Origin of the sequence: Arenibacterium halophilum, assembly GCF_005938225.1 — a bacterium.
GTDB lineage: Bacteria > Pseudomonadota > Alphaproteobacteria > Rhodobacterales > Rhodobacteraceae > Arenibacterium > Arenibacterium halophilum.
Genome location: NZ_VCPC01000001.1, coordinates 1,366,406 through 1,381,581, shown reverse-complemented (window position 1 = coordinate 1,381,581; position 15,176 = coordinate 1,366,406). Strand labels below are relative to the sequence as shown.

The window sequence follows — 15,176 nt, the reverse complement described above, 5'->3', positions numbered from 1 at the left end:
ACGGGGCACAAGCCGCAACATTCTATGCCGCACAAAGCGAACCTTGGCTGTTCATTCGCGCACCTTGTAATCGCGGTTCGCATGATTACCCTCTGGCAACCCCGCGCTGTCATGTATTTTGACATAAGCTGTTACCCGATTTGCCGGAGGTGTTGGCCCGATGGAGCCCACCCTGTTTTCCTTCATCTGGAAATATTCCAGACGTCAGCAGCTGTGGCTGCTGGTGCTGACTGTGCTGTCGTTCCCGTTTCTTTACGCCTCGCTCGAACTGCCCAAGCGGATCATCAACGATGCCATCGGTGCCGCGACCGACACGATTACGGTGGCGGGGGTTGATATGACGCAGGTGCAATTCCTGCTGCTGCTGTGCTGCGCCTTCCTTGCGGCGGTGCTGCTGAGCGGGCTGATGAAGATGCACATCAACACGCAAAAGGGCGTGGTGGCCGAACGGCTGCTGCGGCGGCTGCGTTTTGGGCTGATCGCGCGGATGATGCGCTTTCCCGCACCCTATTTCCGCACCACCAGCCAGGGCGAGCTGGTGTCGATGATCACCTCCGAGGCCGAGCCGATGGGCGGCCTCATGGGCGATGCGCTGGCGCAGCCGGTGTTCCAGTTCGGCCAGATGCTGACGATTCTGGTGTTCCTGTTCATGCAAAGCGTGTGGTTCGGGCTGGCCTCTGTCGCGCTGATTCCCTTGCAGGCGTGGCTGATCCCGATGTTGCAGCGTCAGATCAATCAGCTGAACAAATCCCGCATTTCAGAAGTGCGGCACCTGTCGTCGGAAATCGGTGAAACCGCCGCGGGGATCGGCGATCTGCGGGTGAACGGCGGCGTGCGGTACAGGCTGGCACAGGTGTCTGACCGGCTGAACCGGCTGTTCCTGATCCGGTTTCAGATTTACCAGAAAAAATTCTTCATGAAGTTCCTGAATAACATGATCGGGCATTTGACGCCTTTCATGTTCTATCTGGCGGGCGGGTATCTGGCTATTCGGGGCGACATCACAGTGGGCGCGCTGGTTGCGGCCTTGGCGGCCTACAAGGATCTGTCGAGCCCGTGGAAGGAATTGCTGACCTATTACAATCAGGTGCAGGATATGTCGCTGCGCTGGCAGATCGTGATCGACAAGTTCCATCCGCGCGGGATGATCCGCGAAGATCTGTTCGAGGGCGAGCCGGCCGACATTCCGCACCTGCGCGGTGCCATCGAATTTCACGATGTGACGGTGCGCGATGCCGATGGCAACGCCGTGCTTGAGGATGTGACGCTGACTATTCCGCCGGGCAGCCGCGTGGCGATCAAAAGTTCCAAGGCGTCCGAACGGGCGGCCTTTGCCCAGTTGCTGACTCGCGAGGTTCTGCCGTCGCGGGGGCATATCACCCTGTCGGGCTTCCCGCTGAACGAGCTGCACCAATCCGTGATCGCTGCCCGCATCGGCCACGCTCATTCGCGGCCCTACCTGTTCGACGGCACATTGGGCGACAACCTGCTGATGCCGTTGCGGCTGAAGCCGACGGTGGTGCCATGGTCGCCCACGGGCCGCGACAAGGCGGTGACCGAGGCGAAGCGCTCCGGCAACAGCCCCGATCAGGTGGATGTGGATTGGGTCGCCCCCGATCTGGCCGGGCTGTCGAGCTCCGACGATCTGCGCGACTGGTGGTTCAAGCTGGTCGAGGCGATGGGCATCGACGATGAAATGCTGCGCCGCACGCTGCGGTCACGGTTCGATCCGGAGGTGCATCACCGGCTGGCGCAGGCGATTGTCGATCTGCGCCCGGTGATCTGGCAGCGGCTGGTGGATAAAGGGCTTGATACGGCAGTGCACCGGTTCGACCCGGACCGCTTCAACCCGGCGGTGCCGCTGGGCGGCAACCTGCTGTTTGCCGCGCCCCGGCGCATGATTTCGCAAAAGGCGCTGGCGGCGAACCGTGCCTTCATGGACATGCTGACCCGCGAAGGGCTGGATATCGACGGGCTGAACATTGCCCGCGCGGTGATCGAGATTCTGCGCCATACCTTCGGGCGCGACGGCACCGATCATCCTTTGTTCCGCAAGCTGGGGATCGAGGAAGACGTATATCAGCAGCTGGTCGATATCTCGGCCCGCTACGGGCGCGGGGGCGATGGCGCGCTGAATGTCGAAGATCGCAGCCTTTTGCTGACGGTGCCTTTCCTGTTGACCGCGGAACAGATCGGCCCCAGCTTTCCCGAGCAGTTCAAGTCGCGGATCCTTGGTATTCGTCAGTCCCGCGCCGACCAATTGCGCCGCCACGCCGGAGATATCTTTGTGCCGATCTCGCCCGAGACTTATCTGCCCCGGCTGACCCTGACGGAAAACGCGATCTATGGACGGATCTCGATGACGGCGAGCGCAAGAGTGGAACAGATCGAACGCGAGGTGGCAGAGATTCTGATTGAACACGATCTGCATCGCGCGGCGGCGGCGATCATCTATGATCTGCCAACCGGGCTGGGCGGGGCCAACCTGCCCGCCGTGCTGCAAGAGCGCGCGGCCTTCAGCCGGGCGGGGATCAAGCGGCCCGATATTCTTGTGATGGATCACGCACTGGCAAGCCACGACACGCAAAGCCGCGCGCGCACCCGCGAGCGCCTGCGCGATCTGCTGCCCAAATCGACCATGGTGTTCATGGAAGACAGGTTCGAAAGCCCCGAGAACTACGATATCTATGTCGAGATCCGTGATGGCCGGATCGACGGCGTGGCCCGCTGTGACGAAGCCGCGAAGGAAAGCGCCGGGGCCGCCGATCTGCAACAAAAGCGCCGCATCCTGTCCGAGGCGCATCTGTTCCGCAATCTCGACCTGCGCAATCAGCGTCTGCTGGCCTTTGCCGCGCAGTGGTTCGATGCCGTGCCAGGGCAGGTAATCTTTACCCACGGAGACTCTCCCGATGCTGTCTATCTTTGTCTCTCGGGCGAGGCTGAGCTGCGCTGGGCCGACTCGGAGCCTGAAGATGCGCCCGTCACCACCGTCAGCCCCGGGCGACTGATCGGCGATCTGTCGATCATCACGGGCGAGCTGCGCCAGATGGATCTGGTGGCCACCGCCTCGAGCCGGTTCCTGCGGCTCCCGGCCGAGGAGTTCCGCGCCGTTATCGAAGCCGATGCCAGCGTGGCGATGCAACTGCTGGAAACGACGGGGCGCAATCTGATGCAGGTTGGGCGCACTCTTTCGGCGGCCCGTGCCGCGCTCCCCGGCGGCTCCGACCAGGCCACAACGCCACCGGCGCCCATCGGCGTATTCAGCGGCGACAGCCTTGGGGCCGTGGCCGATGGCTGAACGCCGCGCCTACGCCGCTCATGCCGAACTTGTCGATCCGGCGCGCCGGATGCCGCAGCTTTGGCGGCTTTTGGCTGGTCTGGTGCTAATGTCGCTGATCGCCTTTGCGCTGGGCGGTCTGCTGCGCAGCGTGTTTTCGGTTCCGGTGATGACAGCGACACCCGAGGCAACCGGCGTGGCGCGGATGCTGTACCTGCTGGCCAGCTTTGGCCTTGTCATCCCCGCTATCGCCATCGTTCTGCGCCTGCTGCATCACCGCCGGGCCGGAACACTGATCGGCACACCGCGCGTTGCATTGCGACAAGCGGGGCGGGTGCTGCGGGCGCTTGCCCTGCTTGGGGTCATCGTGCTGGTTCTGCCGCCCTATAACCTGGGCGATCCACTGGTGCCAAATCTTCCGCTTGGCCTTTGGCTGTCGCTGTTGCCGCTGTCTCTGGCGGCGGTGCTGATTCAAGTCGCAAGCGAAGAGCTGCTGTTTCGCGGCTACCTTCAGCAGCAGCTTGCAGCCCGCTTTTCCCACCCCGGGATCTGGCTTGTGGTGCCATCGGTCCTGTTCGGGCTGGGCCACTATTCCCCTGAGATGGCCGGGGAAAATGCGTGGCTTGTCGCGGTCTGGGCGATGATGTTCGGCGTGCTGATGGCCGATCTGACCGCGCGCGCCGGCACGCTTGGCCCGGCCATCGCTGTGCATCTTGCCAACAATGTGATCGCCATCCTGATCATCGCGCTGCCCGATACGCTGTCGGGTCTCTCGCTGTTTCTGACCCCTTTCGCCATGACCGACACCAGTGCCATGCGCGGCTGGCTGTTCGTTGATTTCGGCTTCATGATCTGCGGCTGGCTCGCCGCCCGGCTGGCAATCGGGCGCTGATTGCATTTGGTGGCGCAGGGGCTTATCTGAGGGGCCAAAGCCGTCGCAAAGGGCCAGACACCGCACATGAACTGGATCACCAACTACGTCCGTCCCCGGATCAATTCGATCTTTTCGCGCCGCGAGACGCCGGAAAACCTCTGGCAGAAATGCGACGAATGCGGAACGATGCTGTTCCACCGCGAACTGACGGACAACCTGAAGGTCTGCACCAACTGCGGCCACCACATGGCGATTTCCCCGCGCGACCGGCTGACCGCCCTGTTCGACGGTGGCATCTTTTCGGAACTCAAAGTGCCCGAGCCGGTCACCGATCCGCTGAATTTTCGCGATCAGAAACGCTATCCCGACCGGATGAAGGCGGCGCAGAAATCCACCGGAGAGAAGGAGGCGATGCTGGTCGGCCTTGGTGAAATCGGCCGTACCCCGATCGTCGCCGCCGCGCAGGATTTTTCCTTCATGGGCGGTTCGATGGGCATGTATGTCGGCAACGCGATCATTGCTGCCGCGCAAGAGGCGGTAAAGCTGCACCGCCCGCTGATCCTGTTTTCCGCAGCCGGGGGCGCCCGCATGCAGGAGGGAATCCTGTCGCTGATGCAGATGCCGCGTACCACCGTCGCCGTGCAGATGCTGAAAGAGGCGAACCTGCCCTATATCGTCGTGCTGACCCATCCCACCACCGGTGGCGTCACGGCCTCTTACGCGATGCTGGGCGATGTGCATATCGCCGAGCCGAATGCGCTGATCTGTTTTGCCGGGCCGCGCGTGATCGAACAGACGATCCGCGAAAAACTGCCTGACGGATTCCAGCGTGCCGAATACCTGCTGGATCACGGCATGCTGGATCGCGTCACCCCCCGGACCGAACTGCGTGACGAGTTGATCACCATCACCCGGATGCTGCTGAACCAGCCGCCTGCGGTGCGCGGCGATCTGCCCCCGCCGGCCGAGGTGCCGCCCGCTCCGGCCCCGGAAACCCCGGCGCCCGAACAGGCCGAAGCCGAGGCCGCGCCCCCGGTGGCGAAAAAATGACGGCCCCCACATCGGACATCATCCTGGAACGGATGATGGCGTTGCACCCCAAGGTGATGGACCTGTCGCTTGACCGGATGTGGCGGCTTCTGGATGCCTTGGGCAACCCCGAACAATCCCTGCCGCCGGTGATCCATGTGGCGGGTACCAACGGCAAAGGCTCGACCCTCGCGATGATCCGCGCCGGGCTGGAAGGCGCCGGTTTGACCGCCCACGCCTATACCTCGCCGCATCTGGCGCGGTTCCACGAACGCATCCGCGTGGCGGGCCAGCTGATCCCCGAGCCGGACCTGACCGCCGTGCTGGACGATTGCTATGCCGCCAACAAGGGCGCGCCGATCACCTACTTCGAAATCACCACCTGCGCGGCGCTGCTGGCGTTTTCCCGCACCCCCGCTGATTACACCCTGCTCGAGGTTGGGTTGGGCGGGCGGCTGGATGCCACCAACGTGGTCGACAGCCCGCGGCTGACCGTCATCACCCCGGTGTCAATCGACCACCAGCAATACCTTGGCACCACCCTGACCGAGATCTCAGGCGAAAAGGCCGGCATCCTGAAGCGCAACGTGCCCTGCGTCGTCGGCCCGCAGGACCCGGATGCCTTCGACGCAATCGAAGCCCGCGCGATCCGCCTTGGCGCGCCGCTCCTGGTGCGCGGCCAGCACTGGCACGCCCGCCGCGACGCGGGCCGCCTGATTTACGAGGATGAAACCGGGCTGGCCGATCTTCCGCTGCCGAACCTTCTTGGCGCACACCAGATCGACAACGCCGGCGCCGCCATCGCCGCCCTGCGCGCGCTTGGTCTGGGGCAGGACGCGCTTGAGGCGGCGGTCACGCGCGCGGAATGGCCCGCCCGGATGCAGCGGCTGAAAACCGGCCCGCTGGTCGATATGGCCGAAGGGTGCGAACTCTGGCTCGATGGCGGTCACAACCCCGCTGCGGGCGAGGCGCTGGCCGCCGTGCTCGCCAGCCTGCCGCCCCGGCCCACGCATCTGATCTGCGGCATGCTCAACACCAAGGATATCGGCGGCTACCTGCGCCCGCTGGCCCCGCATGTCGCCAGCCTCACCGCGCTGTCGATCCCGGGCGAGGCCAACACCCTGCCGGCTGAAACAACGGCCGAGCATGCGCAACAGGCGGGAATCGCATCGCAGACCGCGGACTCAGCCGCCGACGCCGTGCAGATGATCCGCCAGTCCGACCCGGACGCGCGCATCCTGATCTGCGGCTCGCTCTACCTTGCCGGGGCCATCCTACGCGAAAACGGCTAGGGCCTTCCACGGCCCCTGCTTCATCATTCCCAAAAATACTCAAAAAAAGACGCGCCGCTGATCCAGCGGCGCGTTCCTTTGTTTCGTCAGCGAAGTCGGATCAGACCGACATGCAGAGGTATTTCATCTCGAGGTAATCCTCGATGCCGTGGTGGCTGCCTTCACGGCCCAGACCCGACTGCTTCACGCCGCCAAAGGGCGCAACCTCGGTCGAGATGATGCCCGTGTTGATGCCGACCATGCCGTATTCCAGGGCCTCGGCCACCTTGTAGACGCGGCTCAGGTCCTTGGCATAGAAATAGGACGCAAGGCCAAAGATGGTGTCGTTCGCCATCTCGATCACCTCGTCCTCGGTCTCGAACTTGAACAGCGGCGCCAGCGGGCCGAATGTTTCGTCCTGGGCCACCATCATGTCCTGCGTCACGCCGGTGACGATGGTGGGTTCATAGAAGGTCCCGCCCAGCTCGTGCGGCTTGCCGCCGGCCACCAGCTTGGCGCCTTTAGAGGTCGCGTCCTCCAGGTGTTCCTTCACCTTCTCTATGGCATCGGCGTTGATCAGCGGCCCGGTGGTCACGCCGGGCGTCAGCCCGTCACCCACGTTCAGCTTGTTCACCGCGGCGGTCAGCTTCTTAGCGAATTCGTCGTAGACACCCGCCTGCACATAGATCCGGTTGGCGCAGACGCAGGTCTGGCCGTTGTTGCGGAACTTGCAGATCATCGCGCCTTCGACGGCCGCATCCAGATCGGCGTCGTCGAACACGATGAAGGGCGCGTTACCGCCCAGCTCCATGCTGCACTTCATCACCTGATCGGCAGCCTGTTTCAGCAGGATGCGGCCCACTTCGGTCGACCCGGTAAAGGTCAGCTTGCGCACTTTCGGGTTCTCGCAGAACTCCTTGCCGATGTCGGACGACCGCGACGAGGGCACCACGTTGAACACGCCTGCCGGAATGCCTGCGCGTTCCGCCAAAACGGCCAGAACGGTGGCCGACAGCGGCGTTTCCTTTGCCGGGCGCGCCACAAAGGCACAGCCTGCTGCCAGCGCGGGCGCGGCCTTGCGGGTGATCATCGCGTTGGGGAAGTTCCACGGTGTGATCGACGCGGCCACGCCGATCGGCTGCTTCAGCACGGTGATGCGCTTGTCAGGCTGGTGGCCGGGAATGGTTTCGCCGTAGATGCGCTTGGCCTCTTCGGCGAAGAATTCGACGAAAGACGCGCCATAGCCGATTTCGCCAACGGCCTCGCCCTTGGGTTTGCCCTGTTCGGCGGTCAGGATGATGCCCAGATCCTCGGCATTCTCCATCATCAGGTCATACCACTTGCGCAGAATGTTGGCGCGTTCCTTGCCGGTTTTCTTGGCCCATTCCTTCTGCGCGGCATAGGCGGCGTCGATGGCCTCGGCAGCCTGCTCGCGCGACAGGTCGGCGACATTGGCGATCACGTCGCCGCGTGCGGGGTTCGTCACCTCGAAGGTGCCGTTCGCACCATCGACCCACTGGCCGTTCACATAGGCCTGGGTCGCCAGCAGATCGGGATCCTTCAGAAGCGATTTAAGATCGGTTGTCGCGTCCAGCATGGTGGCCTCCTCAGACAATACGATTAAGTTCGTGCGCAGGTGAAGCACTTGGGGCACACTAAGTCAACGTGAAGCGAGGAATACATGGAACTGGACGATGCCTATGCCAATGGCGCCTATATCGAAGGCGCAGAGGCCTATCCCGACCGTTGGGCGGCTCTTGCCCGCGATTTCACATTTGCCCAGACGGCGCGCGGCAAGGCGCGGATGGGTGTGCCCTATGGCACTGGTGCGCGCGAGAAATTTGATCTGTTCCTGCCCGAGGCCGATGCGCCGCGCGGGCTGCTGATCTTCGTGCACGGCGGCTACTGGCTGCGGTTCGACCGCTCCGACTGGTCGCATCTGGCCAAGGGCGCGCTGGCGCATGGGTTTGCGGTGGCGATGCCATCCTACGATCATTGCCCCGATGTGCGGATATCGAAGATCACCCAGCAGATCGCGCAGGCCGTTGCTGCGGCTGCGGTTCTGGTCGATGGGCCGATCGCTTTGGCAGGCCATTCGGCGGGCGGCCATCTGGTTGCGCGGATGTGCGCGCCGGGCCTGCTGCCGCCCGAGGTCGCGGTGCGGCTGGCGCATGTGATGCCGATCTCGCCACTGTCCGACCTGCACCCGCTGATGCAGACATCGATGAACGCCGATCTTGGCCTGACCGAGGAAGAGGCCCGCGCCGAGAGCCCGCTGTTTCAGCCCGCGCCTGCGGTACCCGTCACCGTCTGGGTCGGGGCCGACGAACGGCCCGCCTTCCTGGATCAGGCGCGCTGGCTGGCCGAGACATGGGGCTGCGGCCATGTCGTCGCGCCGGGCAAGCATCACTTTGACGTGATCGATGCGCTGGCCGAGCCGGACAGCCAGATGATCGCCACGTTGGTCGGCGGATGAGTCGCTGGCGCCTTGGCTGGCTGGCGCTTGCCTGTGGTCTGTGGCTGACCGGGCCGCTGGCCGCACAGACGCGGGTGCCCCTGCCGGCCGAGGCGCCGGAAACCCTGCCCGACCTGTCGGGGCTCAGCGATGCCGAGCTGCTGGACCTGCTTGACCGGCTTGAACGCCAGCGCCGCCCTGTCGGGCCGGTGTCGATTTTCGGCATTCCGTCAGGGTTCGGGGTGCCGCACGGGATCGGCTTTGCCGCGCTGGCGGCGACCAACCGGCGCGACCGGGGGCGGGGGGGCGATTGGGATGCGTCCTTTGTACTTGGTGCAGGGTTTGGCGATGCCGAGCGCGGCGTGAACGTGACCCCGATCCTTGATGTCACCTCGGTCTCGCCGCACCATTTTGGCGAATCGGGCAAGTTCGGCCTGCGTCTGGCGCGCGCTCTGCCATCTTCGGAGCGATGGCGCCTGTCGGCGGCGCTGGACCTCGACAACCTGATGACATGGGGCGACAGTCGTGTGCTGTCGCGCGAATGGTCGGTGGCGGTGTCGGGCATTCGCGCGCCCGATGACACCTTCGGCGCGCCGGTGATGGTCAGCCTGGGCTATGGGTCTGGCGTGTCGGCGCGTGGCACCGAAAGCGGGGCCTTTGCGGGTGTGGGACTCGGCGTATCGCCCTCGGCCTCCGTCAGCCTGGGCTGGTATGGCGACGAAGCCATAGCCGGCGGCAGTTTTCTGGTGCCGGGGCGGGAAAACTTGCAGATTTCGTTAGGGGTTGGTGATATAACCAACAGGGTATCCGGGCGCCGCGTTTTGGTGGCCCTTTCATTTTCGCGGTCGTTGCGCCGCAATTGAAGGATTTGAAGATGAACGCATTGTCGCGCCTGTCGGTGTTCACTCTTGCCGTTGTCTTTGCGGCCCCTGCTTTTGCCGGGGATCAGCCTGCGGTTATCAAGCCGCCGTATCTGCCCGTCTATACCACCACCGGCGTTGATCCGGTGCACTATCGCTTTGACACGCTGAAGGGTGGGCCGGTTTCGGCTCCGACCGCGACCGCAACGACGGCAACCGGGGCGACGGGCAACGCCTCTGTCGCGCGGGTCAACGCCCCGGCGGGCCGGGCGCAGTCAAGCGATGCGCTCTACGCTCATGTCCTGGCCGAGGCGAAGGCGCGCGGCCTGCGGTAAAACAGCACCTTGCGCGGGCGGCATGCCCCGTGCATTGATGCATTCGGGCAGGGCGATGGCGTCGCCACCGCCGCCAGTGCGGCGGGCCCCCTGATTGTTCGTCCTGAACGCCGGGACCTTTCTGCAAAGGAGGGTCTGACATGACCGACCGCCCCGCATTCCACCGTGTCCATAATGGCGAAAAGGCCAAGCTGCCGTTCGCATCCGAAGAATACGACGCCCGCCTGGCCGAACTTCGCGAGCGTATGGAGGCCGCAGGCGCCAGCGCCGCTGTCTTCACCTCGATGCACAACGTCGCCTATTACTCGGGCTTCCTGTACTGCAGCTTTGGCCGCCCCTATGCGCTGGTGGTGACCGAGGATGATTCTGTCACCATTTCCGCCGGGATCGACGCGGGTCAGCCGTGGCGGCGCAGCCATGGCGACAACATCACCTATACCGACTGGACGCGCGACAATTTCTGGCGCGCGGTGCGTTCGGTCACCGGCACGGGCGGGGTAATCGGATACGAAGGCGACCACCTGACGCTGATGCAGCGCGACCGGATGGAGGATTTCCTGCAACCGCTGACCATGGTGGACCTGTTTGAAACCACGATGCGCCAGCGGATGCACAAATCCCCGGCGGAAATCGACCTGATCCGCCATGGCGCTGCCGTCGCCGACCACGGGGGCGAGGCAATTCGCGATGCGATCCGCGCCGGCGTGCGCGAGGTCGACGTGGCGATGGCCGGGCGCAACGCGATGGAACTGGAGATTGCCCGCCGCTTTCCCGATGCCGAATACCGCGATACCTGGGTCTGGTTCCAGTCGGGGCTGAACACCGATGGCGCGCATAACCCGGTCACGGGCCGCGTACTGCAGCAGGGCGACATCCTGAGCCTGAACACATTCCCCATGATTTCAGGCTATTACACCGCGCTGGAACGCACGCTGTTCTTGGGTGACCCCGACGCCGCCAGCCTGAAGGTGTGGGAGGCCAACGTCGCCGCGCATGAACTGGGGCTGGGCCTGCTGAAACCCGGCGCCACCTGTTCCGGCGTCACCCGGCAGATCAACGATTTCCTGGCCGAGCGCGATCTGCTGCAATATCGCACCTTCGGTTATGGCCATTCTTTCGGCGTGCTGTCGCATTTCTATGGGCGCGAGGCCGGGCTGGAGCTGCGCGAGGATATCGACACCGTGCTGGAACCCGGCATGGTGATTTCGATGGAGCCGATGCTGACCATTCCGCAGGGCCAGCCCGGGGCAGGCGGCTATCGCGAGCATGACATTCTGATCATCACCGATGACGGAAATGAGAATATCACCGGTTTTCCCTATGGGCCGGCGCACAACATCATCGGTTGAGTAAGCGGCAGTGATGCAACCCCGGGGCGGAAAGTTTCGCGCCGGGGTTTTGAATGCGCGAGTTTCCGCGCTAGGTTCCGGACGAAACCTATTAACCAGATTGCTGCCGCCATGATCAAACCCTGTCTTCGTGCCCTGTTCGCCTGCGCTGCCATGGCGATTCTTGCCGCCTGTGCCGGCCCCTACGAAGACGATGCCCCGCCGCCCGCAGCCTCGGTTGGGCCTTATGGCGCGGTGGAAGACGGCGACATCACGATCCCGGCGGTCGATCCGGCGTTCCTGGCGGAGCCCAACCGCCGCGCCTCGGTCAACTACACCGGCCCCGAATCGCCCGGCACCATTGTCGTCGATCCCTATGCCAAGTTCCTGTATTTCGTCGAAGAAGGCGGCATGGCCACGCGCTATCCGGTCGCAGTGGGGCGGGACGGCAAATCGTTCCGGGGGCGCGGCACGATCCGGGTGAAAAAGGAATGGCCGGGCTGGACCCCGACTAAGAACATGCTGCGGAGCGAGCCCGAAGTGTACGGCCCCTTCGCCAAGGGCATCCCCGGTGGCGTCGCCAGCCCTCTGGGCGCGCGGGCGCTGTACCTGTACCGCGGCGGGCGTGACACCTATTTCCGCATCCACGGCACCAACGATGCCAGCTCGATCGGCAACGCGAACTCGGCCGGGTGCATCCGCCTGTTCAATCAGGACGTGATCGACCTGTACGAACGCACCCCGCTGGAAACGCAGGTCGTGGTGCGCAGCTATGATGAATCGGTCCTTTACGAGGGTGAGGAAATGGCCAATCGCGGGGTTGAACTGCCCCCGGTAATGCTGGACCCGGACCGCGTTTATGCCGCGGTCGAGCTGGAAAAGCAGCGACGCGAACAGGCCGCCATCCTTGCATCGCAGGAAGAGTGATTACAGCCGGACGACGTAATCCTTGCGGGTGGTTTCGACCACCTGCCAGGTGCCGGTGAACCCGGGGCGCAGCACGAAACTGTCGCCCGCGCCAACCACATGCGCCGTGCCCTCGGCATCGGTGATGACGGATTTGCCCGACAGGATCGTGCAATATTCCCATTCATCATAGGAAATCGCCCAAGTGCCCGGCGTCGATTCCCAGATGCCGCAGTACAGCCCGTCGCGCTCTTCCAGGTTCCATGTGGTGAAAACCGGGTCGCCCTCGATCACCTTTTCGGGGTCGGGGCGCGTGGTTTCGGGGGTTCCGTCGGGGGTGACGGTCAGGAACAGGTCGGGCATCGTTTTCTCCGGTTTTGGCCCAGCTAACCGCGCCGATGCCCGCCTGTGCAAGGGGGCGGGCGAATGTTTCCTTTGCAATGGCCCGGCGTTTTGCGACAGTTACATCGAAAATAGATGGTGAGGGTGATGTAAATAGGCGTTACATTGCCCATATATACTCAAGGTATTGAAACGAAGGAGCGTTTGATGGCCGATTTTGATGCAATGGTGCGTGAATCTCAGGACAAGGTGGCCAAGAGCCAGGCCGAGATTCAGGCCATGACCAGCCGGATCGAAACCGCCCGCGCCAAGATTGCGGCGGGCGAGTCGGACATCGACATCGAAAACGCGACGCTGGATGATGTCCACGCCCATACCGACGTGATGAACGCCAATATCGCCGAGCTGATCATGGGGCTGGACGATGTAACCGCCGGATTCTCGCGCGATTTCGACGAGATGCGGAACAAGACCGGCTGGGAAAGCTTCGTGGGCATCTTCAGCTCGGCCAAGGCGGATTCGATGCGGCAGGAGCGGATGCGCACCGCCAGCATCGACGACAAGCTGCAGGACCTGATTTCGAAATCCGACGTGATCGTGCAGCTGCTACAAGGCCAGCTGGCCATGCTGGAAGAGCAGAAGGTCAAGGTTGAAGGCAACCTGGGCACCACGCTGGACGAACGCGAAGCCGTGGTGGGCGAGCTGGAAGCGCTGCGTGCCGACATTCTGGCGATGGACCCCAAGATCATCGAGCTGGAAAACAAGATCAGCGTCGAACAGGACGCCGCCGCGCGCACCCAGCTGGAAACCGATCTGGCCCAGATGAACGCGCGATATAACGAGATGGTGCAGCAGGAGCAGGTGAAGCTGGCGAAAAGCCAGACGCTGGAGCGCTATATCGAAAAGGGCAAGACCTGGGTCGACTCGCTGCAGAATCAGGCGGCGACGCAGATGGTATTGATCAACAAGTTGCAGACAGACACGCAACAGCGCGTGGTGCTGTATGACGCGCTGTCGAAATCGCTGAAAACGGCCCAGCAGCAGGACGTGGCGCACCGCATCAACGAGATCGGCGTGAAGACCGACCAGGAAGCACAGACCGCCATGGCCGCCATCGGCACCGCGACCAACCAGAAGATGGCCGACATGCTGGAAGCGCACGAGGATCACATGGTGTTTGCCCGCAAGGTGCTGGAGCAGAAGGCCAAGGCCGATGAACGCTTTGCCCGCCGGTTCCAGAGCATTGTCGAGAAGCATGACAAGAACCTGTATGGCAGTTGAGCGTGGCTGTGAGAGGGCCGCGTGATGGTTGAACTGACCGATCCCGCCGACGAACGTGCCGGGCTGACGGATACCTTCGCGAGCCGCCGCTATTTCCGCAAGTTCGAGGCGATCACCGGCCATCTGTCGCGGGTGGCCGCCTTCATGGAAGCCGACAGCCGCCTGACCCGGACCGAGGTGAAGGTGTTGACGGGCCATGTCGCCGCGCTGACCTTCACCTTTCGGGCGCTGTCGATGAAGTATCTGATGGTCGGGCGTGACACGGGGCGGTTTTTCGGCTCGTTGATGATCGACGTGCGCGACAGCGGCTTTCCCGTCGCGTCCGAGCTGATGACCATGGCGAATGACGCCCAGCAGGCCCCGACGCACCTGGCGAACATGCCCAGCGAAGAGGCGCTGAAATCCGACATGGTGCGGACGATCATTTCGGACCGCGAGATCCCGACCAAGCTGCAGTTCGCGCTGTCGCAGCGGAAGTATTACGAGGAGTTGCTGAAGGGGCACCTGTTCTGGGTCCGCAACGATCCCGAATGCCAGTGGCTGGGCAATGTCAGCGACACGCGGCGCCGGTTCCTGCTGCATTGGGCGGCCTATGACACCCAAACCAACCTGCCGGTGATCTACCTGATGGAGCTTGAGGACACCGGCAAGGTGTCGTTGCCGAAGGATCAGCGCCGCTGGCCCGAGGTGCAGGCGCATCTGATGGCGCAGGCGCTGGGCGGGCTGAAGCTGCTGACCATCGCCAAGGGGTTCGACGACGATTTCGACGATCTGCACCCGAAACGGCTGCGCCGCTATCACATCGGGCCGATGTATTCGCATGAATTCACGCGGCAGTCGGGGCCGCTGCGGCAGGTGCTGGAGGACGCGCAATCGCCCGAAGGGCAGGATTGGGCGCTGGTCTGGACGCTGGAGGATCTGACCAGCGAGCGGGTGATCGAGGAACGCTCGGGCTGGTTTGGCACGGTCGAGCGCGAGGTCTTTGCGCTGGATCCCTTCGCAGGTCGGGGCGCCGAAACCGGGGCCAGCCAGACCGAACGCGCGATCATTCTGCCGCAGAGGCCGTTCCAGGTGCTGGCGGAACAGAACCCGCCGGGATTTGCCGGTGTGACCAAGTATGTGGTGGGCGAAGGCGGGCGCGTGCTGCGGTATTGAACGATCTGATTTTGTCCCGGCTGCGCCGGGATCCGCCTTTGGCGGGTGAGTATTTGGACAAAG

At 63.6% G+C, this 15,176-nt stretch carries 13 protein-coding genes; 11 read left to right on the top strand and 2 right to left on the bottom strand.

Translation table 11 applies throughout. The features are described from left to right. The first annotated feature begins 160 nt into the window (after nt 1-160). The 4 genes from FGK64_RS06735 (at nt 161) to FGK64_RS06720 (ending at nt 6,472) form a co-directional block, all read left to right on the top strand. Nucleotides 161-3,298: an ABC transporter transmembrane domain-containing protein gene (locus FGK64_RS06735; RefSeq protein WP_138862982.1), complete on the top strand. Its 3,138-nt coding sequence runs from the start codon at nt 161-163 to the stop codon at nt 3,296-3,298. Further along, nucleotides 3,291-4,169, top strand: a complete 879-nt coding sequence (locus FGK64_RS06730) for a CPBP family intramembrane glutamic endopeptidase (protein ID WP_138862981.1) — start codon at nt 3,291-3,293, stop codon at nt 4,167-4,169. The genes FGK64_RS06735 and FGK64_RS06730 overlap by 8 nt, the downstream gene beginning before the upstream one ends. Before the next feature lie 66 nt (nt 4,170-4,235). Beyond that, entirely contained in the window at nt 4,236-5,201 is a 966-nt protein-coding gene (accD, locus tag FGK64_RS06725; protein ID WP_246057686.1) for an acetyl-CoA carboxylase, carboxyltransferase subunit beta, read from the top strand. Continuing rightward, entirely contained in the window at nt 5,198-6,472 is a 1,275-nt protein-coding gene (locus FGK64_RS06720; RefSeq protein ID WP_138862980.1) for a bifunctional folylpolyglutamate synthase/dihydrofolate synthase, read from the top strand. The genes accD and FGK64_RS06720 overlap by 4 nt, the downstream gene beginning before the upstream one ends. Before the next feature lie 100 nt (nt 6,473-6,572). Here FGK64_RS06720 and FGK64_RS06715 read toward each other — a convergent pair whose 3' ends face one another. Further along, nucleotides 6,573-8,048: an NAD-dependent succinate-semialdehyde dehydrogenase gene (locus tag FGK64_RS06715; protein WP_138862979.1), complete on the bottom strand. Its 1,476-nt coding sequence runs from the start codon at nt 8,046-8,048 to the stop codon at nt 6,573-6,575. 84 nt (nt 8,049-8,132) lie between these two features. On the opposite strand from FGK64_RS06715, the gene FGK64_RS06710 reads away from it, so the two are divergent. The 5 genes from FGK64_RS06710 to FGK64_RS06690 all read left to right on the top strand — a co-directional run bounded on the left by FGK64_RS06710 (nt 8,133) and on the right by FGK64_RS06690 (nt 12,356). Then, complete coding sequence (locus tag FGK64_RS06710) at nt 8,133-8,927, top strand: alpha/beta hydrolase (protein ID WP_138862978.1); 795 nt, start codon at nt 8,133-8,135, stop codon at nt 8,925-8,927. After that, nucleotides 8,924-9,769: a hypothetical protein gene (locus tag FGK64_RS06705; RefSeq protein WP_138862977.1), complete on the top strand. Its 846-nt coding sequence runs from the start codon at nt 8,924-8,926 to the stop codon at nt 9,767-9,769. Before FGK64_RS06710 ends, FGK64_RS06705 begins: the two co-directional genes overlap by 4 nt. An 11-nt stretch (nt 9,770-9,780) precedes the next feature. Continuing rightward, a complete protein-coding gene (locus FGK64_RS06700; RefSeq protein WP_138862976.1) occupies nt 9,781-10,101 on the top strand; it encodes a hypothetical protein in 321 nt (106 codons plus the stop codon). A gap of 140 nt (nt 10,102-10,241) precedes the next feature. Further along, on the top strand, nt 10,242-11,450 hold the full coding sequence (locus FGK64_RS06695) for an aminopeptidase P family protein (protein ID WP_138862975.1): 1,209 nt from the start codon (nt 10,242-10,244) through the stop codon (nt 11,448-11,450). A gap of 111 nt (nt 11,451-11,561) precedes the next feature. Next, on the top strand, nt 11,562-12,356 hold the full coding sequence (locus FGK64_RS06690) for a L,D-transpeptidase (RefSeq protein WP_138862974.1): 795 nt from the start codon (nt 11,562-11,564) through the stop codon (nt 12,354-12,356). Here the strand turns inward: FGK64_RS06690 and FGK64_RS06685 are convergent, their stop codons facing one another. Next, entirely contained in the window at nt 12,357-12,698 is a 342-nt protein-coding gene (locus FGK64_RS06685) for a cupin domain-containing protein (RefSeq protein WP_138862973.1), read from the bottom strand. A gap of 186 nt (nt 12,699-12,884) precedes the next feature. Here FGK64_RS06685 and FGK64_RS06680 point away from each other — a divergent pair, with 186 nt between their 5' ends. After that, complete coding sequence (locus FGK64_RS06680) at nt 12,885-13,958, top strand: coiled-coil domain-containing protein (protein WP_138862972.1); 1,074 nt, start codon at nt 12,885-12,887, stop codon at nt 13,956-13,958. Between the two features lie 33 nt (nt 13,959-13,991). Then, on the top strand, nt 13,992-15,113 hold the full coding sequence (locus tag FGK64_RS06675; protein ID WP_138863088.1) for a hypothetical protein: 1,122 nt from the start codon (nt 13,992-13,994) through the stop codon (nt 15,111-15,113). Nucleotides 15,114-15,176: the final 63 nt, after the last annotated feature.